This is a genomic window from Paenibacillus sp. P5_B5, from assembly GCF_056400365.1.
Window position 1 is genome coordinate 44,249 of sequence record NZ_JBFULK010000001.1, and the last position, 26,461, is coordinate 70,709.

Below are 26,461 nucleotides of genomic sequence, written 5' to 3' on the forward strand. Positions count from 1 at the left end.
GTATGAAGTAATGGGAGAGAGCGATCCGGATGAATAAAGAAGATAAAATAAAACAATTGATAGCAAATACAGGAGAACAGCCCATCACAAGATCAACATTACGTGATCAGCTCCGTTCCTTGGGGGTCGAAGAAGGAATGGTCCTACTCGTTCACTCATCTTTGTCTTCCCTTGGCTGGGTGTGTGGTGGAGCTATGGCTGTTGTTCAAGCGTTACTTGATTGCGTAGGTGAGAATGGAACTCTAATGATGCCCACTCATAGTAGAGATCTGTCTGATCCATCTATGTGGGAGAACCCTGCAGTACCAGAGAGCTGGTGGGAAACGATTCGGAATGAAATGCCTGCATTCGACCCAGCTTATACGCCAACCTGGAGTATGGGTGCTATCGTCGATTGCTTCCGCGAAGTTCCGGGCGTTATTCGAAGCTACCATCCACAAATATCATTTGCCGCCAAGGGAAAGTATGCCGATCAGCTTACCAAAGATCATCCGCTTGAGGGTGCATTAGGTGAAGACTCTCCATTAGGACGTTTATATGAGTTAGGTGGTTCAGTATTGTTACTCGGAGTTACACATGCGAACAACACCTCACTTCATTTAGCTGAGTATCGAGCTAATTATACGAATAAGCGGAAAGAGAAGAGTGCAGCGCCGATCTTTGTTGATGGTGAACGTAAATGGGTGGAATATCAAGATTTAGCGTTTGACTCCGATGATTTTGTGCAAATTGGAGAGCATTATCAGCGTGATCAAGGAATTGTACGTGAAGGACAGCTTGGTAATACGAAGGGACTATTGATGCCTGGGCGTGATCTGGTTGATTACGCGGTTAGGTGGATGGAAACGAATAGATAAGAGTTGCTTATCCCATAAGTGTATATTTATGCTAATGTGTAGAATGCTACGTCTTTGCTGAGTGCGATGTCTTACTAGTATACTATTAACTGGATTTTCTCCCTATAATTTCTCAAGTTCAATGCGTTAGATTAGAATAGCAGGAAATCCTCCTTGTATTTCTGTTGATATAGCTGATTAGATTATAAAATCCTATATTTAACAGGAGGAATTCCAGCTATTTTCTGAAAAGCGCTGAATTTGCTGAAATTAGCATGAAATTATCCAGTTAATGGTTAGGCAGTGCCACAAAGTTAGTACTAAGAAGCTCCCAAAGTTATGTTAGTGTTCTGTCCAAGGGGTTTCTATTTGATCTCTGTACATCTTATCCTGTGCATCTTATGTCATGAATTCAAGTTCGCATATGTATTAAATAATTGTTGAAGCTTACGTGTGATAGTTCCAGGTTGTCCAGTGCCTACGGGCCTATGATCAATGCTGATGACAGGAGTTATCTCCGCATTGGTACTGCTAACGAATGCTTCATCTATATCTTGTAGCTCAGTTAGTGTAAAAGGAGTTTCCTGAACTTTTAGATTAGCCTTGGCCGCTAGTTCGAGAATGATCATACGTGTCTTGCTCCTGTCTAAACTCCCCGTGATAAAATATCATTGGATTTTCTTCGTTCAAACATCGAACATATGTTCTGTATTATTAAAAATATGCTATAATTTAGCTTACATCAACAGGCGTGACTTGCACAGCAAAAAATAACTAATAAACATAGATATCGTTATTAGAATCATCATAAATCAGAATCAACATTGGATTTTTTGCAGAAATCATCACTGTATCATCTCAGAAATCCTCAAAGAATTTCTCGTGTAATTCAACATAAAATTATCACAATCGACGGTAGTTAGATCAATAGTTATTTTGAAATAGTTCATTAGAACCAACTTATTTCTGTCGATGCGTGTCGCTTTTTCAACAAACGGGCATCATGAAAAAGGGAGCATTTTAAAGAAAAAAGAAGAGAATAGGACATACCATTTAATGCTTCGGTAAATTCAGCCAATTACTTATTCGTAACACAATATATAGTGTTGTATAATTTACTTCGGATACAATATGTAGTGATTATTTACATAACTTAGCTTTGCAAAGCTATTGTACTTATGCTATATTGTTGTTCTTGTATTTTTATTGAGAGGGTGTTGTGTTTTGGAAACAACGCAGTTGAAGCGGTTGAATGGATTAAGCGAGAAGATATTTTTGGATCGATATGCACTGAAAGATGCGGACACAAACAACACGAAAGTAGGAGATACTGTACTCGTTTTGACCAAAGACGATCCGAAGTTTCCGGCTAAAGAAGTCGGGGAAGTAATCGATCGCAAGGGCAAACAAGTTACTATACAACTACGTTCAGGCGATATCGTTGAATCAAATATTGAGAAACTGACTTTAAACATTGAACAGACACCAGAACAACTGTGGGATCGTTTAGCAGGTGCTATGGCTTCTGTTGAAGCAACCCCAGAGAAGAAACAAGAGTGGTCGGATAAATTCAAATATATACTTAATGATTGGAAGCTTGTACCAGGTGGTCGTATTGCCGCTGGTGCAGATGCAAGTGATGAATTAACTTTATTCAACTGTTACGTTATTCCATCCCCTCACGATTCTCGTGGCGGTATCATGAGTACGTTATCTGAAATGACCGAAATTATGTCACGCGGTGGCGGTGTAGGGATTAACTTATCTTCTCTTCGTCCTCGTCGCTCTATTGTTAAAGGTGTTAACGGCTCATCCTCCGGTGCTGTATCTTGGGGTGGCTTATTTTCTTATACAACAGGTCTAATTGAGCAAGGTGGCAGCCGTCGTGGTGCACTTATGCTCATGATGAATGATTGGCACCCAGATGTGGTTGATTTTATCACCGTTAAGCAATCAATGGGTCAAATTACGAATGCCAATTTATCTGTTTGCGTGAGCAATGGATTCATGAAGGCTGTCAAAGAAGATCTTGATTGGGATTTGGTGTTCCCAGACACTACAGATCCTGATTATAACGATAATTGGGATGGCAATATGGATGCTTGGAAAGCCATGGGTAAAGAGGTCAAGCATTATCGTACAGTAAGAGCTCGCGATGTATGGCAGACGATTATTGAATCTGCATGGAAATCTGCGGAGCCAGGTGTGGTATTCATGGAATACTACAACCAAATGTCGAACTCGTGGTACTATAACCCTATTATTTGTACGAATCCATGCGGTGAGCAGGGATTGCCAGCTTGGGGTGTATGTAATTTATCTGCGATTAATCTATCTAAATTCTATGATGCGAAGAATCATGAAGTGGATTGGAAAGACCTCGGTAAGGTTGTTCGTTATTCCGTGCGTTTCTTAGATAACGTTATCGATAAAACGCCATATCATTTTGAAGAAAATCGGATAAATCAACAAGGTGAGCGCCGCGTTGGGCTTGGAACGATGGGTCTTGCTGAGCTGATGATTAAACTAGAAATTCGTTATGGTTCGCCTGAATCAATGGTATTTTTAGATAAGTTATATGGATTTATGGCTAAAGAAGCTTATATCGCTTCTGCTGAAACTGCAGGTGAGAAGGGTTCATTCCCTCATTATATAGAAGATAAATTCTTGCAAAGTGGTTTTATGAAAAATATCGTTGAGGTCTATCCAGAGGTAGACGCTGCTATCAAGAAGAATGGTATGCGTAATGTAACAGTTATTACACAAGCACCAACAGGCAGTACGGGTACAATGGTGGGTACTTCAACTGGTATTGAACCTTATTTTGCATTTGAATATTTCCGTCAGAGCCGTCTTGGCTTCGACAAGCAATATGTACCAATCGCTCAAGAATGGACAGAAGCAAATCCAGGTAAAGAGCTACCTGATTACTTCGTAACAGCAATGGACTTAGCTGCTGAAGATCATATCCGTGTGCAAGCTGTTATTCAGCGCTGGGTTGATTCATCCATTTCCAAAACAGCGAATTGTCCTGCTGACTTTACAGTAGAAGAGACAGCACGTTTATATGAGCTAGCATTCGAGCTTGGTTGTAAAGGTGTAACAATCTACCGTGATGGTAGTCGTGATGTTCAAGTTCTCTCCACAAGCGATAAGAAAGACGAGAAGAAGAGTGAAGCAGTAGCGGCTAAACCAGAAGTTGATGCTTCTGCAATTGCTGACCTGAATCAATCTCTGAACGTGAATGTTGCCCCTGAAGTGGAGAAAGTGTTCGATAAAGAATACAAGCGTCGTCCACAGATTCTTCAAGGTGCGACCTATAAGATTAATACACCATTTGGTATGGCTTATATCACCATCAATGATATGAACGGAACACCAAGTGAAATATTCCTGAACGTAGGTAAGGCAGGATCAGACGTATTCGCAATGTCCGAAGCACTTGGTCGCGTATGCTCCCTATTCCTACGCTATGGCGATCATGGTAATAAAGTAAGCTTGCTTGTTAAGCACCTCAAGGGCATCGGCGGTTCAGGAGCGATCGGATTTGGCGCTAACCGAGTCGAATCGATTGCTGACGCAGTTGCTAAGGCACTTGAGCTACATGAAGAAGCTTATACAGACAATGCGGAAGCTTATTTGTCCGCAACCAAAGAAATGGCACCGACTGCTTCTGGACCAAACGGTTTAAATAACACATCAGCTTCGGCTGTTTCTGTAGACTACAGTGCATCTACACCGACATCACTTGATCTTTGCCCAGGCTGTGGATCTGCTTCCCTTGTCAATACCGAGGGCTGCAAGAGCTGTACAACTTGCGGATATAGCAAGTGTGGTTAAGGGTAGGTAGTGTTTGGTAGTAGCCGCAACACACACATAAGTATATAAAAACGAGTCTCTATACACACAAGTGTATAAAGACTCGTTTTTTCAATATCAAGTTATATATAATTATCGGTTGATAAATTTCGGGATTAAGAAATTTGAATCGATGTCAGAATCCCTATTACACTAGTTTGTCTTTTCAGTGAACATAGCTTCAACTTGAGCATTTGCAGTTGGTAAATCCATTCCTTCTTTCCAGATTAGAATATCGTTGTCTGCAGTTCTGAAATATAATGCTTTAATCTTCGTCTCACTGCCATATTTATCATGATAGACATTATTTTCAATTTTACCAAATGTGAAATACATATTATGAAGACCAACATCGACTTTTGCCTTCGATCTGACAATTGGACGAGTAGGTGTTAGATAGAAAATTCCATTTTCATCCATTTCATATTTTATTCTGTTTAAGTTATAACCGTCTGTCAACTTTATATGATAAGCGATACTGCCATCTGATAATCTGCTTACATCGGTAATTTTAACAACGTCAGCAGATACTTTCATCAAATTCCATTTAAATAGACCCACATAACCCCCAAATACGGTAATGGACAATAGTGTAGCAACGATTAGTCCTTTGACAAATGCCTTTACTTTGGAATGACTCCATGAAACGGATATACCTTTAATTGCATTCCCATCACTATGATTTTTTACGACAATTTCATTTGGTAAGCTAATAGTTGATTTGATTTTGATTAACTCCAATTGGCAGTTATTGCATACTGCAAGATGCTCTTCAACCATTGCGACACTATCCTGACTGCACACCTCGTCATGATACAAGGGTAGTAAATCTTTAATGATTTCACATGAAATTTTACCCATTATACGGTTCCTCCTTAAGTAGATATTGTACTTTTCGTTTGGCCCTGTGGAATGTAACTCTTGACCAGCTTTCGGTTTTGCCGAATATCTCGCTTATTTGGGCAAAGGGTAGTTCTCCGAATACCCTTAAAGTAAACACTTCTTTATAAGGCTCCTCTAAGCCATGTAAGGCCTTATGAATACGGAATATCTCTTCCTTATTCAATAGCGAATCTTCGATACGGTTCTCACTTGTTGTTTCCGTTGTATCATGAGTGGTAAACCGCTTCTGCTTATCCAGATAGGTGAAGTATGTATTCTTGGCGATCTGGCAGAGCCAAACATTGATTTTACAATTACCTTTGAACTTATTAATGTTGTTTAATGCTTTAAAAAATGTTTCCTGTGTTATTTCTTCAGCTACTGCTGTATCTCTGCTTAACGACAATACAAATCTATAAATATCTTTGAAATATTGATTGTATATATCCTCGAAATCTGTCACATTCTCACCTCCTTAACATATATAAGACTTGTATATATATCATTCGTTACAACATTTATGAAAAAATTAGTAAGCATACAAGCGAAAGCCTACTTTTACAGTTCATGAGATAGTCATTGAGGACTACGATAAAATAAAAACCGATAAAAAACCATCTATTCTCGAATACTTGCTTATAATCGGCAGTAGCTATGGCAACAAAAAAACGTCAGCAAGACAACTTAATGGCTGTCTTTTTGACGTTCCTCGATATTTTCCTTGTATGAGTTAGTGAATAGTGCAATGTGTAACTATTATTTAAAATATTGCTTTACAGTTCCTTTGCCATCTTCTACTTCGATTTCAGCATACGCCCCATTTATGAAAGTCATCTGTGGTGGAACATGACCACAATCAATATCATAGATAATTGGTATTTGCAGTTCCTCTGAAAGTTCTATATAAACATCTTCGACTGTGTAGTTCTCAACAGGCTGATTAGCACTACTTCTACCAAACATAATTCCTGAGCAATTGTCGAACCATCCTGCTAACTTCATTTGAACTAATGATCTACGTAAATCTGTTGTTGAGAGTTCACAATTCTCTAAATACCACACGATAGGTTCATGATTGATGTAATATTTGTGAAAATGCTGTAAGTCACCGAATGGGGTACCAATTAAATGTCTTATCACATCAATACATCCACCAAGCAAGCGACCTTGAATGGTCACATTCATATTTGAAACAGTTCTCCAATAGGTTTCTTCTGTTAAATGGAATACGCATGGTGATGAGTCAGCATGGTTCCATTCCTTCTGATATTGTCTGGATGATTGTTGGAGTATGGATTCACCAGTTTTATTGGATAAGACCGATTGCCACATGGCTGTTGTATCATCCGAATATTCTCCTCTTAAATCAATAAGATTCGTTCCATGAGCAGTTGCAATGCCTGTTTTTAACGTGATTGCTAATAACAATACGCTTATATCTGAATAACCTAAGATCCACTTGCTCTTTAAATGTTCAAAATCAATGTATTCAAGGATCTCAATTAACAATTCTCCACCCCAAGGTGGAATAATAATATCGATTGTATCATCCCGCATCATCTGATTAAATTCATTAGCACGTAATTTGGCTGGCGCTGACTTTGCCTTATCTTGCGTCCATACCGTTTCACCACAAATAACGTCGAATCCTTTAAGCTTCAAACGGTTACATGCAAGTTTCAACAAATCATGTAATTCAGCATTTACCCCAGAGGAGGGGACTGTTACTCCTATTATTGCTTCTTCTTTTAAAAACGGATATGTAATCATAAGCGACCTCCTAAATGATTTTGCTAATTTTACCAAGTTAAGCTTTGTAGATCAATCTTTGTTTAATCTTTTTATATAAAGAATCAATTTCATAATACCTTTAGCTGCTTCAATCGGAAGTATATATAGATCAAAACGGTTTAATTTGTCTATATATAGTTTCAATTTAATGGTTTCAATGAGTTATGAAATTGATTCATAAAAAATAAAAAATCCTGATGAAATCAAGTGATTGATTGATCAGGATTTTGGTGTATGAATTCGATGTTATTTTAAATCTTCATCACATGGACTAGAAATATCTTTATCTTCTATTAGCTGTAACAGAAGGTCAAAGAACTGTTTGCGCTGCTCAAGTGATAGATTACCCAATAATTTCTCAGCGATTTGTGCCTGGAGAGTAAGAACTTGATTTATGCTTGTTTCTGCGAGTTCTGTGAGTTGTATGAGAATGGCTCGACGATCTGTTGGATCAGGGACACGAATAAGAAGGTTTTCTTGTTCAAGTGCATCGACAAAATCGGTTAGTGTACGAGCCTTAATTCCTAGCCTAGCTGCTAATTCATTCATGCGAATTTTACCTGATTCTGAAACAACGGAAAGTACGCGCAACCTAGGACCCGTGATTTGATACGGCATGTTAATAGCAGACAACTGGGTATCAAATTCTCTTTGAATATAGTGGGTTGAACGTATTAATACATGAACTAAATCTATAGCTGCCGGTTTATCGGAACTAGTGAACATATGAATGACCTCCCAGATTTTTTTCGCTAAAAAGTCTGAATTCAAACTTTATTGGGTGAAAGTAATTATCTTTCATTCACTTATTGAGCAATCTCATTATAATATACACTCATTAATTCGAATCAGCAAATTATGTTGATAAATAAGGTGTTTTCATACCAATTTTATAGTAGTAATAGACAATAGCGACTGTTTTTTATAGACACTTAACTTGACATATCGATAAATAGTGTGTATCCTCATAATATGATTTCAGAGGATGACTAAAACATAATAACTTGCTTTACGTGGTTACAATTTATTGATTTCTCTTGAAATGACATCATGAAATTACATTCAAACAACAGGGGGAACAACAATGTCTACAGTATTATTTATTAAAGCAAACGACCGTTCAATCGAGGATTCCGTGAGTGTTAAGCTCTATAGTGCTTTCACAGAAAGCTACAAAGCAACTCATGCTGAGGATCAAATTATTGAATTAGACTTGTTCAATGAGAACTTACCATATATGAACGCTACAATGATTAACGGTATTTTCAAAGCAGCTAATGGTTATGAGCTTCAAGCAGACGAGAAAGGGCTAGCTGATATTGCGAATCATTACATTGATCAGTTCCTTGCAGCTGACAAGATCGTAATTGGCTTCCCACTTTGGAACATGACTGTTCCAGCTGTTCTTCACACTTACTTCGACTATTTGAACCAAGCTGGTAAGACGTTCAAATATACAGCACAAGGTCCTGTAGGGATTGCTGGCGACAAAAAAGTGATGTTGCTTAACGCAAGCGGCGGCATTTATTCAGTAGGAGAAGCACAGGCTAATGAGATGGCTGTAAACTTTGTAGCTCGTAACCTAGCATTATTCGGAATCAACGATGTGACTAAGATTATCGTAGAAGGTCATAATCAACTTCCTGATCAAGCTGCATCAATTATCCAGAGTGGTCTAGAATCAGCAACTGAAGCAGCTAAACAATTTTAATTGAACTGAAATAACCACAGAAGGATGAAGGGAAATCTATAAAAGATGGACACCCCATTTTCATTTTTCTTCAAATAAAAAGAAACCTTTCCTTGGTAAATTGGAAGTGTCGAGTAACCAATAAACCAAAAGGAGAGGTTTCTTTTGTTTATTTAAATTATTTAGCTATTATTGTGGGAAAATTAGTAATACAACTAATTCACTTCCCATGCTGTCGATTTAAGTTATAATATAGAACTGAGATATAATATGAGGGAATTCCTACGAGCGTTTCCAAGGAGGTTCTAATGAAAGACGATATGATTATCCGCTTTGATAGCGTGAGCCAGAGATATGATGACGATACGACTGTATTGAATAATGTCAGCTTTGAAATTCAGCGAGGCAAATTCTATACACTTCTAGGTCCGTCTGGCTGTGGAAAAACAACGATTCTTCGAATGATTGCTGGGTTTATTGAACCATCAGAAGGAAACATTTATTTTAAAGGTCAAAAAATTAATCATGTACCCGCTAATGAGCGGCAGGTGAATACAGTTTTTCAGGATTATGCTTTATTCCCGCATTTGAATGTTTTTGAGAATGTTGCCTTTGGTCTACGGATCAAGAAGCTCAAAAATTCTATAATCGAAGAGAAAGTCAAAGAAGCACTTCGTTTCGTCAACCTGGTAGGATACGAGACGAGAGAAGTTAGGGAAATGTCAGGTGGTCAAAGGCAAAGGGTTGCGATTGCCAGAGCGATTGTCAATGAGCCTGAGATTCTTCTACTCGATGAACCGTTATCAGCCCTCGATTTGAAGCTGCGGACAGAAATGCAATATGAACTACGTGAATTGCAGCGGCGCCTTGGAATTACGTTTATTTTTGTCACACATGATCAGGAGGAAGCACTAGCCTTGTCAGATGAGATTTTTGTCTTAAACAAAGGCAAGATTCAGCAAAGTGGAACTCCAATAGATATATATGATGAGCCGATTAACCGTTTCGTAGCCGATTTCATTGGAGAATCTAATATTGTTCCTGGACTTATGATTGAGGATTATCTAGTCGAATTCGCTGGCAAACAATATCAGTGTGTCGATGGCGGTTTAGGTAAGAATGAACCTGTTGAGGTTGTGATTCGTCCAGAGGATCTGGAGATCAGCCCGGCTGGTGAAGGTAAAATTCAGGTTCGGGTTGATACACAATTATTCCGTGGTGTGCATTATGAAATTAGCTGCTACGATGCAATAGGCAATGAATGGCTAGTTCACTCGACCAAAAAGGCAGAGGTTGGAAGCGAAATTGGGTTATATTTTGAGCCTGAAGCTATCCACGTAATGCGTTTCGGGGAAACAGAAGAGGAGTTTGACAAGAGATTGGAAGCGTATGAAGAGGTCAGCAGCCATGCAGAATAAATCACGTAATCTGTATCTGATTCCGTATACGTTCTGGATCTTGCTTTTTGTAGTTGCTCCGATGTTAATGATCTTGTATTATTCTTTTTTTGATGTAGAAGGTAGCTTTACGCTTAGTAATTATGCAAAGTTCTTTACTCCTGTTTACATGAAGATGACATTCAATTCGTTCTGGTATGCTTTTTTGATTACTATTTTCTCCTTGTTGATTGCCTATCCGACTGCATATTTGCTGACTAAAACAAAGCATAAACAGTTGTGGCTGCTACTCATTATTTTGCCGACATGGATCAATTTACTCCTAAAAGCATATGCTTTTCTTGGGATCTTCGGTACATATGGCGTAGCTAACTCTTTCTTGGAGTTTGTAGGAATTGGAACAAAACAAATTTTGTTTACCGATTTCAGCTTTTTATTTGTGGCTGTTTATATTTTCATCCCTTTCATGGTATTGCCGATCTTCAATGCACTTGAAGAGCTTAATCCAAGATTGGTGGATGCTTCGCGTGACCTTGGGGCGTCCGCATGGACGACATTTAGACGGGTTATTTTTCCGTTAACTTTAGATGGGGTAAAGACAGGTTGTCAGGCAGTATTCATACCTGCTCTCTCACTCTTCATGATTACACGGCTTGTGGCCGGAAATCGAGTTATTACTTTAGGTACTGCTATAGAGCAACATTTCCTTGTCACTCAGGACTGGGGAATGGGTTCTACGATTGCCGTGTTCCTGATTATCGCAATGGTGATCATCATGGTCGTTACTGGCGGTAGAGAGAAGGTGAAGTAATATGAAACGAAAAAGACTTGTAGGTAAGGTTTACTTGGTATTCATATTTGCGATTCTTTATGCACCTATCTTGTACTTGCTCGTCTATTCCTTTAACAGTGGAGGAAAGATGCATGGCTTCGAAGGTTTCACACTCCAGTGGTATAAAGAAGTTTTTCAAGATACCCGGTTAATCATTATTGTTATTAATACGCTGATTATTGCTTTATTGTCTGCCGCGATTTCAACGATAATAGCCGTATTTGGCGCATTAGCGATTATGAATGTTCGCAGAAGACGGAACAAGAATTTACTTCTGGCGTTTAATAACGTATTAATCGTTAGCCCGGATGTCATTATTGGAGCTTCGTTCCTTATTATGTTCACGATTATTGGTATTAAGCTTGGGTTTATATCAGTTTTACTATCTCATATCGCATTCAGCATTCCGATTGCGGTTATTATGATTTTGCCGAAGCTACAGGATATGAGTCCGACACTGATTGACGCAGCACGTGATCTTGGTGCAAGCCGGAGAGATGTTCTGACGAAGGTTATATTGCCGTTCATAAGGCCAGGTATTTTTGCTGGTTTCTTTATGGCACTAACTTACTCACTAGATGATTTTGCTGTAACCTTTTTCGTAACAGGTAATGGTTATTCAACCTTATCAGTTGAAATCTATTCGCGGGCGCGGCAAGGGATTTCTCTATCAATCAATGCGTTGTCATCGATTATCTTCTTGTTTACGTTAGCGCTCGTCATCGGTTATTACTTCATTAACCAGCGTAGAGTTAAGATGAACGGAATGGGGGTTAAAGAATGAAACAGCTGACACGTGCTTTGATTGTCGTATTGGTTGTTGCCTTCAGTTTGATGTATTTAACCTCTTATCTGAATAAAAGTGAGGGCTATACAGGTGGTAATAACCTAGTTATTTACAATTGGGGAGATTATATCGATCCTGAATTAATCAAGAAATTTGAGGATGAAACGGGTATGAAGATCATCTATCAAACCTTTGACTCTAATGAAGCCATGATGACCAAAATTGAGCAAGGGGGAACTACTTATGATTTGGTGATCCCTTCCGAATATGCTCTTAGTAAAATGAAAGATGAAGGACTTCTGATTCCAATTGATCATACTAAGCTCCCGAATCTTGTAAATATCCCTTCCAGATTTCTTGACTTATCTTTTGACCCAGGTAATAAATACTCCATTCCTTACTTTTGGGGAACAGTAGGTATTATCTTTAATCCGGATTTAGTAAATGGGAAGACATTTACTAGCTGGAATGATCTTTGGGATGAGGATCTAAAAAATAAAATTATGTTAGTGGATGGGGCTCGCGAGGTTCTAGGGATGTCTCTTAATAGTCTCGGCTATTCACTTAATGATACGAATGAAGAGCATTTACAGGAAGCTAAGAACAAATTACAACTCCTAACGCCGAATGTTAAGGCAATAGTCGGTGATGAGATCAAGATGCTCTTGGCGGGTGAGGAAGCTGCTGTGGGTGTCGTATGGTCAGGTGATGCGTCCGAAATAATGGATGAGAACGATAAGTTAGATTATGTGATTCCAAAGGAAGGCTCTAACGTCTGGTTTGACAATATGGTGATCCCAACTACAGCTGCGAATGTAGAGGGTGCACATCAGTTTATTAACTTTATGCTTGATCCAGAGAACGCGGCACAGAATGCGGAGTATGTCGGGTATTCTACACCGAACGATAAGGCGAGGGAACTCTTGCCTCCGGAAATTTCCGAGGATGAACGCTTCTATCCGGATGAAGAGCTTACGAATAAGCTTGAGGTGTACAATAACCTTGGTAAACGGATGTTGTCGCATTATAATGATCTGTTCTTAGAGTTTAAAATGCATAAGAAGTAAAATCAATTAAACAAGATACAACTAAGAAACTTGCGAAAAGCCTGAAAGATAAGCACTTGAAGTATCGTGCATCTTTCGGGCTTTTTTGTAATTATTTGATTGAAAATGGAGATATCTGTGTGATAATTTATATCTCGATTTAGGTCATTATAGGAGAATCAGGAATAGAACGAAGCTTCTAGATCAAACCATACGGAAGGGAATAGATAATATGAGAGCAGTTATTACAGTGACAGGCAAAGATACTGTTGGTATTCTTGCACGCGTTAGTACATTATGCGCAACCTATCAAGCGAACGTGATAGAGGTTAGTCAAACCGTTTTACAAGACATGTTCGCGATGATTATGATCGTGAACACGGAACAAATGACATGTGGACTGTCTGAACTTGCGGACATAATGAGAACTGAAGGTAGTAAGCATGGTCTTGTCATTCACGTAATGCATGAAGATATTTTCAACTCGATGCATCGTATTTAATATAAGTTACATAATGAACAAACGAAATGAAGTTCCTAGATGAACAACTTAGATGAACTTATATCACTGCCTGTTTGAAAGGAATGTACACCGATGATAAATAATCGAGAAATTATAGAAACGATTCAAATGATACAAGACCAGAATCTAGATATCCGGACGATTACTATGGGGATTTCTTTGCTTGATTGCGCTGACAGTAATATCGAGAGAAGCTGTGAGAAGGTAGTTGAGAAAATTTGCCGACTTGCACGTGATTTAGTTCAAATTGGAGAAGATATTGACAATGAATATGGCATCCCAATTATCAACAAACGGATATCCGTTACACCAATTGCTGTATTATGCGGTGTTAGTGGAGGGGATCCAGTACTTTATGCCAAAGCACTCGATTACGCAGCTAAGGTAGTTGGAGTGAACTTTATCGGTGGCTATTCTGCATTGGTACAGAAGGGCTTTGCTGCAGGTGACCGTGAATTGATTGAATCGATTCCGCGTGCGATGAAAGAAACAGAGCGCGTCTGCTCCTCAGTTAACGTAGGTTCAACCAAGGCTGGAATTAATATGGACGCTGTTGCGCTAATGGGAGAGATCGTACGCGAGTCTGCTGAATTGACGGTTGATCAGAATTGCTTCGGCCCAGCTAAGCTCGTCGTGTTCTGCAATGCGGTGGATGATAATCCGTTCATGGCGGGTGCGTTCCATGGTATAGGCGAGGGAGATTGCGTACTGAATGTAGGTGTATCAGGCCCAGGTGTGGTACGAGCAGCTATTGCGAGTGCACCAGATGATATTAATCTCACACAGGTCGCAGATATTATCAAGAAAACAGCATTTAAAATAACGCGCATGGGCCAATTAGTTGGAACCTTAGCGAGCGAACGTTTAGGCATACCATTTGGAATTGTAGATCTGTCACTTGCACCAACGCCTGCGATTGGAGACTCCGTTGCTCATATCCTTGAAGAGATTGGACTTGAATCCTGCGGCGGTTATGGTACAACAGCGGCTTTAGCCATGCTTAATGATGCGGTTAAGAAGGGCGGTGTGATGGCTTCATCGCGTGTTGGTGGTTTGTCAGGTGCATTCATCCCTGTGTCTGAGGATGCCGGTATGATTAATGCAGTACGTTGTGGTGCACTTAGCCTTGAGAAGCTTGAAGCCATGACTGCTGTGTGCTCGGTAGGACTAGATATGATTGTGATCCCTGGAGATACACCAAGCGAGGTGATTGCGGCGATTATCGCTGATGAAGCTGCAATCGGGATGGTGAATTCTAAGACTACAGCGGTACGTGTCATTCCAGCTATCGGTAAGAAAGAAGGCGACGAATTAGAATTCGGGGGTCTATTTGGGACAGGCCCAGTAATGAAAGTCAATTCATTCTCACCATCTAAATTTATTAAACGTGGAGGTCAGATTCCAGCGCCGCTGCAAAGTCTAAAGAATTAATCTTATCATGCTGAGAATAAACAATTGATGTTCGTATCACCCTATAAGAGTTCAAAATTACACTTGTGTAAGGAAGGGGTGGGTAACGAATGTCAACATCAAAGAAGCGCAGGGAAGGCGAATTTAAGAAGCGTAAAGATTCGCAGAATCCTCATGGAAAAATAAGATCACTTAAAGAGATATCTGAGGAAGTGTAAGCTTGTATTATATTTGAAACTCACACGAATGAATTCGCATGATTCTTGGATTAATTCTGCTTCTGCAAAATAGATAACCAAGCGTGATCCGCATTTCCTGCGGAATTAGTGGCTGTTAAATTGCCGCTAACCTGTTTAAGCCTTCTTGCTTGATATTTTGACTGGCATTTTCGTCACGGTCATGATGGGTGTCGCATCGCTTACACGTCCATTTACGCAGGGCTAGATGTTTCACCTCGTGATTTCGGCTTCCGCAAACATGGCAGAGTTGACTGGAAGGGAAATTCTTGGCGACGACGATAATCGTTCGACCGTACCAGTTGGCTTTGTACGTTAAATAGGTGCGGAAACTCGCCCATGATGCTTCGGCAATCGATTTTGCCAGCTTGTGATTCTTGAGCATGTGGCTCACTTGAAGGTCTTCAAGGCAGATCGTTTGATTTTCACGAATCAGCTTCGTTGACAGCTTTTGTAGAAAGTCTTTGCGACAGTTCTCGATCTTCTCGTGAATGCGAGCGACTTTCCATTTGGCTTTACGCCAGTTTGAACCGCCTTTTGTGCGGCGAGATAAACGTCTTTGCCAGAACGCCAACTGCTTCTCATATTTGCGAAGAAACTTTGGATTAACGAAGCTTTGTCCATCGCTGCATACGGCAAATGTCTTAATGCCAAGGTCAATACCTATGCTCGTATCCGTTTGCGGTAAGGGTTCAATTTCCACTTCACAGACAATTGAAACAAAATATTTACCTGACGCATTGAGGCGAATCGTAGCCGAAACAATACGTCCTTCTAGGGATCTTGAATGTGCAAAACGAACACGACCAAGTTTCGGCAATTTGAGAAAGTTACCCTCTACGGCAATATTGCCATTGGTATACTTAGTCGTGTAGCTTTGAACCGGATTTTTGCGACTCTTAAAACGCGGTGCATCATTTTGCTTCTTAAATAAGCGATCAAAGCTGTCTGCCAGATTTCGAACAGCCGATTGCAACGCAATGCTATCTACATCCTTGAGCCAATCAAAACTTTCCTTCAAGGAAGGGATCTTTGTTACACAGGTGTTATAAGAAAGTCCCTTACCAGTGGTTGTGTACGCGTTGTTCCATTCTCCAAGAAAATGATTAAAAACAAAACGGCAAGAGCCAAACGTTTTTCGAAGGAGGCTTTCTTGCTCTAGTGTCGGGTAAATCCGATAACGATAGGCTTTATGAGTAGGCAAGATGAAGCCTCCTTTCAAATGAAATCTATCATTATTATAGCACATATGTTCTCTTTCGATACACAAAACCGCCGATTCATCTCATCACTAAAGTAACGAGTGTTCTCGGCTGTTCATAAATAAATCACAGGAGCCGATGAATTCATCGGCTTTTTGTTTATTGGATCTAATTAAATCAATTGGATCCAATTAAAACGAATTCATATAATTCCACATATTCCTTATATTGACACCAAAGAGACCTGTATGGTACTTTTAGATTAGAAAACTCTTGGAACTCTTCCAGTTTTCAAAATCTATCATGAAAGCGCTTCATAATTAAGTGCTATCATATTTTTGGATCTTTATTAGAAGGAGGCAACTGGTTTGGATTTAAACTTACGTGTTATTAAGGCAGCGATTGAACAATTTGATATCAAAGGGATTCATTTTACGATGGATGATTTATCCGGCATTCTGGGTGTTAGCAAAAGAACAATTTATGAACAGATCGGTAATAAAGAGGCTATTATTCAATTGGTCATTGAAGAAGCTTTCTCTAGTATTAAGCAACAAGAAAAGAAGATTGTCTCTGATGATAACTTAGATGTGGTTGAGAAATTGAAGCGAGTCATTACGATTATGCCAGCTTTATCAGGTATTCTCGACTATCGGCGTATTTATGAAATCCAGAAGTATTATCCGAAGCTATATCAGCTTATTGAAGAGCATTTACACGAGGATTGGCAAGTAACGCTATCACTACTTGAAGAAGGGATCGAACAAGGACGGATTAAGTCTATTAACCTGTTCGTTTTTAAAGAAATGATATTCGCTACAATGGATCGGTTGCTTAGAAATCAGTTCTTGCTAGAGCATAATCTAACGTATGATGAGGCTTTGCAGGAAGCGATGGCGATACTCTTCGATGGAATCTTGTGTAAGGAAATTGCATAGAAGCACGAAATACAAAAGAAAGGGTGAACTCAGTGCGCTCGATAGAGCATTTTAACTTTGGATGGAAGTACATAGCTAATTTTGCCGATGAATATATTGAAATAAATTTGGATGATTCGAGATTTGAAGAGGTGATGATCCCCCATACCAATATCGAACTACCCTATAACAACTTTGATGAAAAGCTATTTCAGTTCGTTAGCTGTTATCGTAGAACATTTCAAATTCAGGCTAAAGATCAGGATAAGCGAGCGATTCTACATTTTGATGGGGTGATGACATCCGCGGAGGTGTTTATCAATGGTACATTCGTATGCGAGCATAGGGGAGGGTATACGCCATTCCATTGTGATATCACTTCTTATGTAAAAATCGGTACGGATAATGTGCTCGTCGTAAAGGTCGATTCCACAGAGCGTGAAGACATTCCGCCATTCGGACATGTAATCGATTATTTAACTTATGGTGGTATTTATCGTGAGGTACGCTTAGAATTTGTGCATGATCTCCATGTTAAGCATATGTTTGTCAAAACAAGAAATGTTCTTACGGACCATACTCAACTAGATATTGATCTCTATTGCTTCAATCAAACGGGTGCTAACAGAGAGATCACACTTGAATTCCAATTATCAATGGGACAACGAATTGTCGAAACATTCTCTCAACTTGTAACGATGGATGGTGTGCAGGAACAGCTTGTGAATATCCAAAAGTCAGTTAAGGATATCTTATTGTGGGATAGCAGTAACCCTCATCTCTATCACTTATTAGTTGTGGTTAAGCAAGGAGAACTGAGGCTTGATGAGTACAAAGTTCGATTTGGGTTTCGTGAAGTCAGCTTTCGACCAGATGGGTTCTATCTGAATGGTAATCGAATCAAATTACTTGGACTTAATCGTCATCAGGCGTTTCCATATGTCGGCTATGCAATGCCCGCTAGCGCACAAATTAAGGATGCAGAGATTTTGAAGAATGAATTAGGTGTCAACATGGTCAGGCTATCGCACTATCCGCAGTCTAAGCATTTCTTGGATCGGTGTGACGAGCTTGGCTTATTTGTTTTCAGCGAAATCCCAGGTTGGCAGCATATTGGCGATGAAGGCTGGCAGCAGGTTGCTGTGCAATTTGTAGAAGAGATGATCAAGAAAGAATGGAATCATCCTAGTGTAATTATTTGGGGGGTCCGCATTAATGAGTCGCAGGACAATGACGCCTTCTATCAAGAAACGAACCGGGTAGCCAAAGCTCTCGATGATACCAGACCAACAGGTGGTGTTCGTAATTTTGATGGTAGCCATCTATTTGAGGATGTGTATACCTATAATGACTTTATTCATCGTGGACACAATCGAGCCTTATATACACCTAAAGAAATTACGAAGAAAGCTGTGCCTTACATGGTCACTGAGCATAATGGTCATATGTTTCCTACTAAGAAGTTCGATCATGAAGCGAAGCGGGTAGAACATGCGCTGAGACATTTGCGTGTAGTTGACAGTATGTATCAAGATCCTGGAATAGCTGGAGCCATCGGCTGGTGCATGACAGATTACAATACGCATCGGGATTTTGGCAGTGGTGACCGGATTTGTTATCACGGTGTGATGGATATGTTCCGTATTCCGAAGTATGCAGCTGCTGTATATGCTTCACAAGGTGGCGTAAAGACACCTGTATTAGAAGTGCTATCAGGCATGAACATTGGTGAGCGAGAAGCTGCTGAGCTTGAAGAAGTCTATGTATTTACGAACTGTGATTATTTGAAGCTATATAAGAATGGAGAGTTTCTTGGAGCCTATTCACCAAGCAAAGAGACTTATCAAAGTGTTCCTAATCCACCCATTATTATCACTGATTTTATTGGTGATTTAATCGCGAAGAATGAAGCCTTTACTCCACAAGACACCCTTATGGTGAAAAGAATCTTATTCGCAATTATCAAGTATGGTGATAAACAATTGCCCTTGATCTATAAGCTCCAAATGGGCTGGCTCATGTTCAAATATAAAATGTCCTATGAAAAAGCAGTTTCGCTGTATACAACCTATGTCGCGAATTGGGGAGCCAAGTCTTTGAGCTATGAGTTTGAAGGCTATAAAGATGATCAACTTGTTGCCACAACTATGAAGGGTCCAGCAAGCTCCAAGGGCTTGGTCGTACTACCAGACAGTTTGAAGCTAATTGAAGCCGAGACCTATGATGTATGCCGGATTGTCATTAGGCATGTAGATGAATATGATCATGTACTGCCTTTTTCGAATGAGGTAATCATGCTAGAGGTAGAAGGTGCAGGGGCAATTATTGGTCCGAAGCAAGTCGCATTAATAGGAGGCTCAATAGCCTTCTGGGTTAAATCGATTGGCAAAGCAGGGGACATCAAAGTGATCATTCGCTCAAATCGCTTTACTGAGCAAGTTGTAGCTCTCAAGGTTGATAAGGTAATTGTGTAGAAGAGTTTAGTAAATGGAGAGGTGATAGTTATGAATGGGAAAGCTGATAAAGGAACGATAAGTTTACGGTTTAAATGGTTTTATGGAATTAGCGCTTACGGTAATGGTTTGATAGGGGGTATTATTTCCTCTTACATTATGTTTTTTTTAAGCGATCATGTGTTAGTTCCTATTGCATTCATTGGTGCTTTATTCTTTTTTGCTAAGCTATTAGATACCTTCACAACTCCACTGATAGGCATTATGATTGATCGTACTCAAACCCGTTTTGGAAAAATCAAGCCTTGGATTGCAATTGGCGCGATTTTTATGGCAATAAGTGCGATATTCCTTTTTCAAAATCCAGGCTTAACAGGAACAAGTCAACTTATCTATGTATCCGTTTTTTATGTGATGTGGGGGACAAGTGGAGCTATATTCTATACGGCAACGGGCTCTGTTTTCCCGACACTTACCAGAAATGCGGATGAAAGAAAAAAACTTGTCATCATCCCAGCTATCGGTACTGCACTTGGTGACTTTACCACCGTAGGTGCGGTATTTCCGCTGATTGCAATTGTTGCTGCAACACAAGCAGAAGGCTTTGCAAGACTAGCTATGATTTTTGCCGCGATATTCCTGATTGCTAATACATTCTTTCTTCGTAATTATAAAGAGCAAGCTACGATTCAATCCACAGAGAAGCTCAAATTCAAAGATATTGCCAGGGCAATCGGAAAAAATGATCAACTGCTTGTCATTCTTATCGTAAATTTCTTCTTAAATGTCGGGATTTTTATTACAATGGGTACGGCATTATACTTCTTTAAATACAATTTAGGAAATGAAGATTTATTTGCTACCTTTGGTATAACAGTAGGTCTTTCACAAGTCTTCATGATGACTATGTTTCCTAGAATTATGCGAAGACTTTCGAAGAAAACCGCTTTTCAGCTAGCTGCAGCAACGTTAATTATTGGGTATTTGATTTTATTTTTATCAAGAGATATTGTAAGTACATTCGTTCCAATTGTTTATTTCGGTGGAATCTTATTATATTTGGCACTTGGGATTACAACAACGTTAATGCCAATTTTCTACGCGGATATTATTGATTATGGCGAATGGAAGACAGGAGAGCGGAGCAATAGCACGATTGTTTCTATAGCTGGACTTATAGGTAAGTTTAGTGATGCAACGAAGGAACTCATTATTGGAATTGTGCTTACTTTTATTGGTTTTGCACCAAATATGGTGCAATCGAGCTTTACATTGACCGGAATTGTTTCCTTAATGACTTTTATACCGATGGTTGTTGTCATCATCTGTTTAATTGTATTTACCATTTTCTATAAGCTGAATGATGGATTTTATAATCAAATTGTTGTCGATCTTGAAAATAAGAAATAAGCGAAGCTTGTGCAGAATTGGAGTTATACATCATGCTTACAAATCAAAGATTTACGATTGGCGAAATGGCTAGAATGCATCGTATTCCAGAATCCACCTTACGCTATTATGATGAGAAAGGGATTTTTCATCCAGCGATCGTTGATCCACAGACGCAATATCGTTACTATACGATTGATCAGTTCTCTATGCTTGATACGATTAAATTTTTGCGAAACTTAGACATTCCTTTGAAGCAAATAAAACAGTACATGGAGGAGCGTACCCCGACTAACGCACTTGAATTACTTGAGAGGCAGAAGGAATTAATGGCTCAGAAGCAAAAGGAACTCTCGTATATGATTATGAAAATGGACAACAACATCCGTGTCATTAATCAAGCGCTGCAAGGTAAAAAGGATGTAGTTGTCTTTAAGCAGATTCCGAAGCGAATGATTACTTCGGCAGCTATTGACCCCGGGATAACCGATGAAATGTTCGATTATTATATTAATACCTTACAGAACAATTTGCATTTACATGATGTGAGCCTGTTCGTCGGTACAATTGGGGTAACGATAACTAGAGAAGCCTTGCTCAGAAGAGATTTTCAAGCGTGTAACAGTGTTTTTATCCTTATTCATACTGATACTACTACTAATAAGGTTCAGGCTGAGACAGCTGAAGTAATAGAAGAAGGATTGTTTGCAAGTGCGAACCATTATGGACCGTATGAACACACTAAGGAAACGTATGAATTGTTATTAGAAGAAATGAAGCGGCATGGTTATGAAGTAGCTGGTGATTCGATAGAGCTAGGTTTAATTGATTACTCCATGACGAGTAATGCGGAAGATTATATTACAGAAATACAAATCCCTGTCATAAAAAGGTAATGAAATCTCCTTTTTTTATTTGCTTGACCTTAAAGCTGCTTTAAGGTTTAAACTGTGATGAGCAGCAAGTGATAAAGGAGATTGTCATCATGAGTGAAGTAACCGTACATCAAGATCTTCGAACCAAAAGTATCAATAAACTATTCGTAGGCTATTTAATTCCAGCCGTACTAGGCATGGTGTTAATGTCGATCAATATTATTATTGATGGGATTATGGTTAGCCGCGGAGTTGGACCCAATGGGCTAGCAGGCGTCAATGTCGCATTACCAGCCTTCTCTATTATTTTCTCCATATCCTTATGGATAGGGATGGGCGGCGCAACCTTATATTCGATTGCACTAGGTGAGAATAAACTGGACCTGGCGAGATCTATTTTCTCACAGTCCATGACCCTAGCCGTTATAATCGTGGGGATTCTAATGTTGTTATGTTTATGGCAGCTAGAGGAGCTTGCTTATTTATTCGGGGCTAATGAAGTAATCTTACCGTATACACTAGAATATTTAGAAGTTCTGCTTACCTTCGGTATTATTTATGTGCTGGAGAACGTGCTGAGTATTTTCATCCGTAATGATGGTAATCCACGATTAGCCATGATCGGGCTTATATCAACAGCACTTCTTAACATTGTGTTCAACTATATTTTCATCTTTATATATGGATGGGGAGTGCGAGGATCTGCGTTAGCGACTATTTTGTCAGCAGCGATAGGCTTTATTATATTGTTATGTCATTTTTTGCGTAAAAAAAGTGTGCTTAAATGGACGAAGCTTCATTTTGACTGGTCGATAATCAAAGATATTCTTGTGATTGGTTTTCCAAGCTTTGTGACAGAAATGTCTGTAGCAATTGTGACGATTGGATATAATGTTGCATTTATTAAGTATGCAGGTGAAACGGGCGTAGCTGCTTTTGCGATCATCAACAGTATTCATTCTATGACGTTATTAATCTTCTTCGGAGTAGGTTCGGCATTGCAGCCAATCGCTAGCTTCAATTATGGGGCGGAGCTCTATGACAGATTAAAAAAAGCGTTGAGAATCGCTGTAATAACAGCACTCATCTTCGGAATAGCTGCTGTAGCGATCGGAATATTGTTTGCGGAATACATCGTTATGTTATTTGATGTAACTACGAAGGAGCTACTAACGCTTACGATTAGTGGAATCGGGATTTTCTTTATTCAATATATTTTCCTAGGATTTAATATTGTGTATGCGGAATATTATCAATCTATTAGACAAACAACTAGATCCACAATTATTATTCTAAGCCGCGGACTCATATTAGTATTCCCACTATTATGGATCTTACCGTCTTGGTTCGGCGTCAATGGAATTTGGTTCGTACCACTAGTTGCCGAAGCTATTACAGCTATCGGTATTCTAATTACGAATCGTCGTGTCAAACCAGGATTATTATTGCAAAAAGCTTGATGAAGAGCTGCTCCTCTTGTAATGCAATTCATCTTCTATATGCTAGTTAAATATCAATAAAAAATCAATAAAAACAAGAACCGCCGAGCAATCGTGTCTCAGCGGTTCTTGTTTTTATCATTAAGGAAGGAGCAAATTAAATCTAAAAAGCATATTCTCTTTATTTGCTGCCTACGACCCCGTAGATCTATAATGCCTGACACCAATGTGCCAGACAAGTAAGCAAGGTACAATGAACAGGAAACCAGCGAGTGGAGCAAATGCGTATAGGATATTGTCCGCTTCAGGTTTATCTAGAATAAACATCAAGGGTAGATAGTTTACACAACCAAACGGAATGACGAAGGTAAAGAAGCGGGTTACCCATTTATGATAAATGTTAAGTGGGTATTGGGACATTTCTCTTCCGCCATCTGTGAAAATATTGACGACTTCAAGGCCCTGAATGGTCCAGTAGCTAAGGCTTGCAGCAAGAATGAAGATACCCGTGAAAATGAATACACCGCTCCCGACCATTAAGAGTAGAGTGATCATCTTAAGGATAGACCATTCAATTGGTAGGCTGACTAACGCCCAGGTTAGAATGGTCAGGCTCGTAAGTAAGCGACCAAAACGGCTGAATTCGAACTTCCAGCCAAGTACTTGAACGACTGTACTCCGAGGTCGAACGAGTAAACGATCAAAATCACCGTTCACAACAAGACTTGAGAATACATCAAATCCACGTGCGAAGCACTCACTAATAGCGAAAGCCATATGAATGACCGCAAAGCTTAGCGCTACCTCATAAAAATCCCAACCCTTAATCTGTCCGAAGCGTTCAAATAAGAAGTACAGGCCAGCAAATACAGTGAATGGAATGAAAAATTGGCCTAACATTAGAAGATAAAAGGATGTTCGATACTGCATTTGTGATTTGAATTGAATGAGCAGATATTTACCATACAGTCTCATAACCATTAACCTCCCTGTACAACGACTCTTCGAAGCGCTTTCGTCATTAGGAATTTACCTAATCCAATAAGCACAACGAGCCATATGAGTTGAATCGTAATTCCCATTAAAGCTTCTTCACTCGGAATATGTCCTGTATAGACGCGAAATGGAAAATCTGCAGTCCATCTGAATGGTAGTATACTGAGGATATTTTGCAGCCAAATCGGCATGAGAGGAATCGGAATGGTCATACCTGCGCAGAATTCACCGAACACCCCAAATAGGAGTAATGAGCCCATAGGTGACATCGTAACGAACACTGAGATGTACAGGAGCATGGAAATAGAAACTAGAATAAATAATCCTAGCAAGAGAGTTATAGCAAATAGAACGAATGTCGTAATATCAGTTGGAAGTGCAAAACGATATGGCTCTGGTAAAAAGAAGGCTACGATAAGAATCGGAAAACTTCGAAGTAAGGCGCTTGCGATACGCTGAGCAAGCAGCTTGGCGTACCATAAACCATAGATGTCACTTGGTCTGCACAGCTCGTAAGCAATATTACCCGTTGTGATTAATTGAAATAACTCATTATCTCTGAACCATAACATGACGAAGGAAAGGAAGGATTGCTGAAGCCAAATATAGGTTACTAGTTGAGATAGAGAGATGGGTGCATGATCTAAGGACTGCGTATAGAAAGCCTCGTAGATCATGATAATCATAAAGCCCCAGAAGAATTGGGTAGCCACGCCAGCCATAGCAGCAGCACGATATTGTAGACCTGTACTCATGCGAAGCTTGAATATCGATAGATAAGCTCTCATGATATTTGGTACTCTTTATATAATTGAATGATAATGTCTTCGATTGGCTGGGCATCGATCGTAACATCGAGGAGCTCGACTTGATTTGACAATCTAGTAAGTACTTCGGATATTCTGATTTGTCCAGTGTCAACCTGCAGTACGGCCCGTTCTGAAGACCATGAGGTGATCGAAACACCAGGGATGTACAATGGTTTATGATGATTCTCAAGGTAATCAATTGCAATTGTTTTATGTGATCCAAATTGATTTCGCAGCGTTTGAAGATTACCGTCATAAAGTAAGCTGCCCTTACCGATCATAATGATTCGCTGAGCTAAGGCTTCGATATCATTCATATCGTGTGTCGTTAGAATAACAGTTACGCCCTTCTCCTTATTAATGGTCCGTACGAAATCTCGAACTGCTATTTTGGATACGGCATCAAGACCAATGGTTGGTTCGTCGAGAAACAGAATTTTGGGACTATGCAAGAGAGAGGCGGCTATTTCTGATCGCATGCGTTGTCCGAGGCTAAGCTGACGGACAGGTGTGTGAATGATTTCTTGGAGATCTAGTGTTTCGATTAATAAACTTAGCGTTTTGCGATATTCATTCTGAGGGACATTGTAAATATCACGCAGCAGCTCGAATGAGTCAATGACTGGCACATCCCACCACAGCTGAGAACGTTGTCCGAATACAACTCCGATATGCTTCACGTACTCGGTTCGGTTGTTCCAAGGCGTGTATCCCATAACGGTACATTCACCTTGATCTGGCACGAGGATCCCACTCATCACCTTAATGGTTGTGGATTTACCAGCACCGTTCGGACCAATATAGCCGACGATTTCACCTGGCTCAATTGAGAAGGAAATATCTCGAAGTGCTTCTACTTGCGTAAACGCTGGGCGAATGAGCGCTTTAACCGCATTTGTAAATCCTGAGGACCTTTTCGCCACTTTAAAAGATTTGCTTATACCACTGAGCTTAATCACAAATGGTTTCCTCCAATTCAGTTTTGATAGACAGGAGGATAATATTACCATTGGGTGATAGGCATGTCAACAAGAAATGATAGTGCATTTCCCATGATCAATAAATCAGCATGTGGTAATAACAATATCTTAAT

Annotated in this window: 24 protein-coding genes; 15 read left to right on the top strand and 9 right to left on the bottom strand. The window is 39.6% G+C overall.

The window, feature by feature from the left end:
* The first annotated feature begins 29 nt into the window (after positions 1-29).
* Positions 30-857: an AAC(3) family N-acetyltransferase gene (locus tag AC1DOK_RS00265; protein ID WP_477552215.1), complete on the top strand. Its 828-nt coding sequence runs from the start codon at positions 30-32 to the stop codon at positions 855-857.
* 383 nt (positions 858-1,240) lie between these two features.
* Here AC1DOK_RS00265 and AC1DOK_RS00270 read toward each other — a convergent pair whose 3' ends face one another.
* Positions 1,241-1,465 carry an aminotransferase class IV gene (locus tag AC1DOK_RS00270; RefSeq protein WP_477552216.1) on the bottom strand — a complete coding sequence of 75 codons (225 nt, stop codon included), beginning with the start codon at positions 1,463-1,465 and terminating at the stop codon, positions 1,241-1,243.
* Between the two features lie 595 nt (positions 1,466-2,060).
* Between AC1DOK_RS00270 and AC1DOK_RS00275 the strand changes: the two genes are divergently transcribed.
* Positions 2,061-4,676, top strand: coding sequence for an adenosylcobalamin-dependent ribonucleoside-diphosphate reductase (locus AC1DOK_RS00275; protein ID WP_477552217.1), 2,616 nt, complete (start codon positions 2,061-2,063; stop codon positions 4,674-4,676).
* A gap of 171 nt (positions 4,677-4,847) precedes the next feature.
* Here AC1DOK_RS00275 and AC1DOK_RS00280 read toward each other — a convergent pair whose 3' ends face one another.
* The 4 genes from AC1DOK_RS00280 to AC1DOK_RS00295 form a co-directional block, all read right to left on the bottom strand.
* Complete coding sequence (locus AC1DOK_RS00280; protein ID WP_477552218.1) at positions 4,848-5,555, bottom strand: zf-HC2 domain-containing protein; 708 nt, start codon at positions 5,553-5,555, stop codon at positions 4,848-4,850.
* Complete coding sequence (locus AC1DOK_RS00285) at positions 5,548-6,039, bottom strand: RNA polymerase sigma factor (protein ID WP_477552219.1); 492 nt, start codon at positions 6,037-6,039, stop codon at positions 5,548-5,550. Before AC1DOK_RS00285 ends, AC1DOK_RS00280 begins: the two co-directional genes overlap by 8 nt.
* A 293-nt stretch (positions 6,040-6,332) precedes the next feature.
* A complete protein-coding gene (locus tag AC1DOK_RS00290) occupies positions 6,333-7,346 on the bottom strand; it encodes a S66 family peptidase (protein ID WP_477552220.1) in 1,014 nt (337 codons plus the stop codon).
* A gap of 267 nt (positions 7,347-7,613) precedes the next feature.
* Entirely contained in the window at positions 7,614-8,093 is a 480-nt protein-coding gene (locus AC1DOK_RS00295) for a MarR family winged helix-turn-helix transcriptional regulator (protein WP_477552221.1), read from the bottom strand.
* Positions 8,094-8,451: 358 nt separating this feature from the next.
* Here AC1DOK_RS00295 and AC1DOK_RS00300 point away from each other — a divergent pair, with 358 nt between their 5' ends.
* The 8 genes from AC1DOK_RS00300 (at position 8,452) to AC1DOK_RS00335 (ending at position 15,270) form a co-directional block, all read left to right on the top strand.
* Positions 8,452-9,078: an FMN-dependent NADH-azoreductase gene (locus tag AC1DOK_RS00300; protein WP_477552222.1), complete on the top strand. Its 627-nt coding sequence runs from the start codon at positions 8,452-8,454 to the stop codon at positions 9,076-9,078.
* Between the two features lie 287 nt (positions 9,079-9,365).
* Positions 9,366-10,475, top strand: a complete 1,110-nt coding sequence (locus AC1DOK_RS00305) for an ABC transporter ATP-binding protein (RefSeq protein WP_477552223.1) — start codon at positions 9,366-9,368, stop codon at positions 10,473-10,475.
* Positions 10,465-11,265, top strand: coding sequence for an ABC transporter permease (locus AC1DOK_RS00310; RefSeq protein WP_477552224.1), 801 nt, complete (start codon positions 10,465-10,467; stop codon positions 11,263-11,265). Before AC1DOK_RS00305 ends, AC1DOK_RS00310 begins: the two co-directional genes overlap by 11 nt.
* A gap of 1 nt (position 11,266) precedes the next feature.
* Complete coding sequence (locus AC1DOK_RS00315) at positions 11,267-12,070, top strand: ABC transporter permease (protein WP_477552225.1); 804 nt, start codon at positions 11,267-11,269, stop codon at positions 12,068-12,070.
* Entirely contained in the window at positions 12,067-13,140 is a 1,074-nt protein-coding gene (locus AC1DOK_RS00320) for an ABC transporter substrate-binding protein (RefSeq protein ID WP_477552226.1), read from the top strand. The genes AC1DOK_RS00315 and AC1DOK_RS00320 overlap by 4 nt, the downstream gene beginning before the upstream one ends.
* A 211-nt stretch (positions 13,141-13,351) precedes the next feature.
* Positions 13,352-13,621 (top strand): ACT domain-containing protein, encoded by a 270-nt coding sequence (locus AC1DOK_RS00325; protein WP_477552227.1) that lies wholly within the window; start codon positions 13,352-13,354, stop codon positions 13,619-13,621.
* A 96-nt stretch (positions 13,622-13,717) separates the two neighbouring features.
* A complete protein-coding gene (locus AC1DOK_RS00330) occupies positions 13,718-15,073 on the top strand; it encodes a DUF711 family protein (protein ID WP_477552661.1) in 1,356 nt (451 codons plus the stop codon).
* 89 nt (positions 15,074-15,162) lie between these two features.
* Positions 15,163-15,270 carry a DUF6254 family protein gene (locus AC1DOK_RS00335; RefSeq protein ID WP_477552228.1) on the top strand — a complete coding sequence of 36 codons (108 nt, stop codon included), beginning with the start codon at positions 15,163-15,165 and terminating at the stop codon, positions 15,268-15,270.
* Positions 15,271-15,385: 115 nt separating this feature from the next.
* On the opposite strand, the gene tnpB is transcribed toward AC1DOK_RS00335, so the two are convergent.
* Entirely contained in the window at positions 15,386-16,492 is a 1,107-nt protein-coding gene (tnpB, locus tag AC1DOK_RS00340) for an IS200/IS605 family element RNA-guided endonuclease TnpB (protein WP_477552229.1), read from the bottom strand.
* Positions 16,493-16,858: 366 nt separating this feature from the next.
* Between tnpB and AC1DOK_RS00345 the strand changes: the two genes are divergently transcribed.
* From AC1DOK_RS00345 to AC1DOK_RS00365, 5 genes are all read left to right on the top strand, one after another.
* Positions 16,859-17,428 carry a TetR/AcrR family transcriptional regulator gene (locus AC1DOK_RS00345; RefSeq protein WP_477552230.1) on the top strand — a complete coding sequence of 190 codons (570 nt, stop codon included), beginning with the start codon at positions 16,859-16,861 and terminating at the stop codon, positions 17,426-17,428.
* Between the two features lie 23 nt (positions 17,429-17,451).
* Positions 17,452-19,881, top strand: a complete 2,430-nt coding sequence (locus tag AC1DOK_RS00350) for a glycoside hydrolase family 2 protein (RefSeq protein ID WP_477552231.1) — start codon at positions 17,452-17,454, stop codon at positions 19,879-19,881.
* A gap of 30 nt (positions 19,882-19,911) precedes the next feature.
* Complete coding sequence (locus AC1DOK_RS00355; RefSeq protein WP_477552232.1) at positions 19,912-21,270, top strand: glycoside-pentoside-hexuronide (GPH):cation symporter; 1,359 nt, start codon at positions 19,912-19,914, stop codon at positions 21,268-21,270.
* Positions 21,271-21,302: 32 nt separating this feature from the next.
* Positions 21,303-22,145 carry a MerR family transcriptional regulator gene (locus AC1DOK_RS00360; RefSeq protein WP_477552233.1) on the top strand — a complete coding sequence of 281 codons (843 nt, stop codon included), beginning with the start codon at positions 21,303-21,305 and terminating at the stop codon, positions 22,143-22,145.
* 89 nt (positions 22,146-22,234) lie between these two features.
* Complete coding sequence (locus tag AC1DOK_RS00365; protein ID WP_477552234.1) at positions 22,235-23,584, top strand: MATE family efflux transporter; 1,350 nt, start codon at positions 22,235-22,237, stop codon at positions 23,582-23,584.
* 171 nt (positions 23,585-23,755) lie between these two features.
* On the opposite strand, the gene AC1DOK_RS00370 is transcribed toward AC1DOK_RS00365, so the two are convergent.
* The 3 genes from AC1DOK_RS00370 to AC1DOK_RS00380 are packed head-to-tail and all read right to left on the bottom strand — an operon-like array spanning position 23,756 to position 26,327.
* Positions 23,756-24,538 (bottom strand): ABC transporter permease, encoded by a 783-nt coding sequence (locus AC1DOK_RS00370; protein WP_477552235.1) that lies wholly within the window; start codon positions 24,536-24,538, stop codon positions 23,756-23,758.
* A gap of 5 nt (positions 24,539-24,543) precedes the next feature.
* Positions 24,544-25,347: an ABC transporter permease gene (locus tag AC1DOK_RS00375; RefSeq protein WP_477552236.1), complete on the bottom strand. Its 804-nt coding sequence runs from the start codon at positions 25,345-25,347 to the stop codon at positions 24,544-24,546.
* Entirely contained in the window at positions 25,344-26,327 is a 984-nt protein-coding gene (locus tag AC1DOK_RS00380; RefSeq protein WP_477552237.1) for an ABC transporter ATP-binding protein, read from the bottom strand. Before AC1DOK_RS00380 ends, AC1DOK_RS00375 begins: the two co-directional genes overlap by 4 nt.
* Positions 26,328-26,461 lie beyond the last annotated feature (134 nt).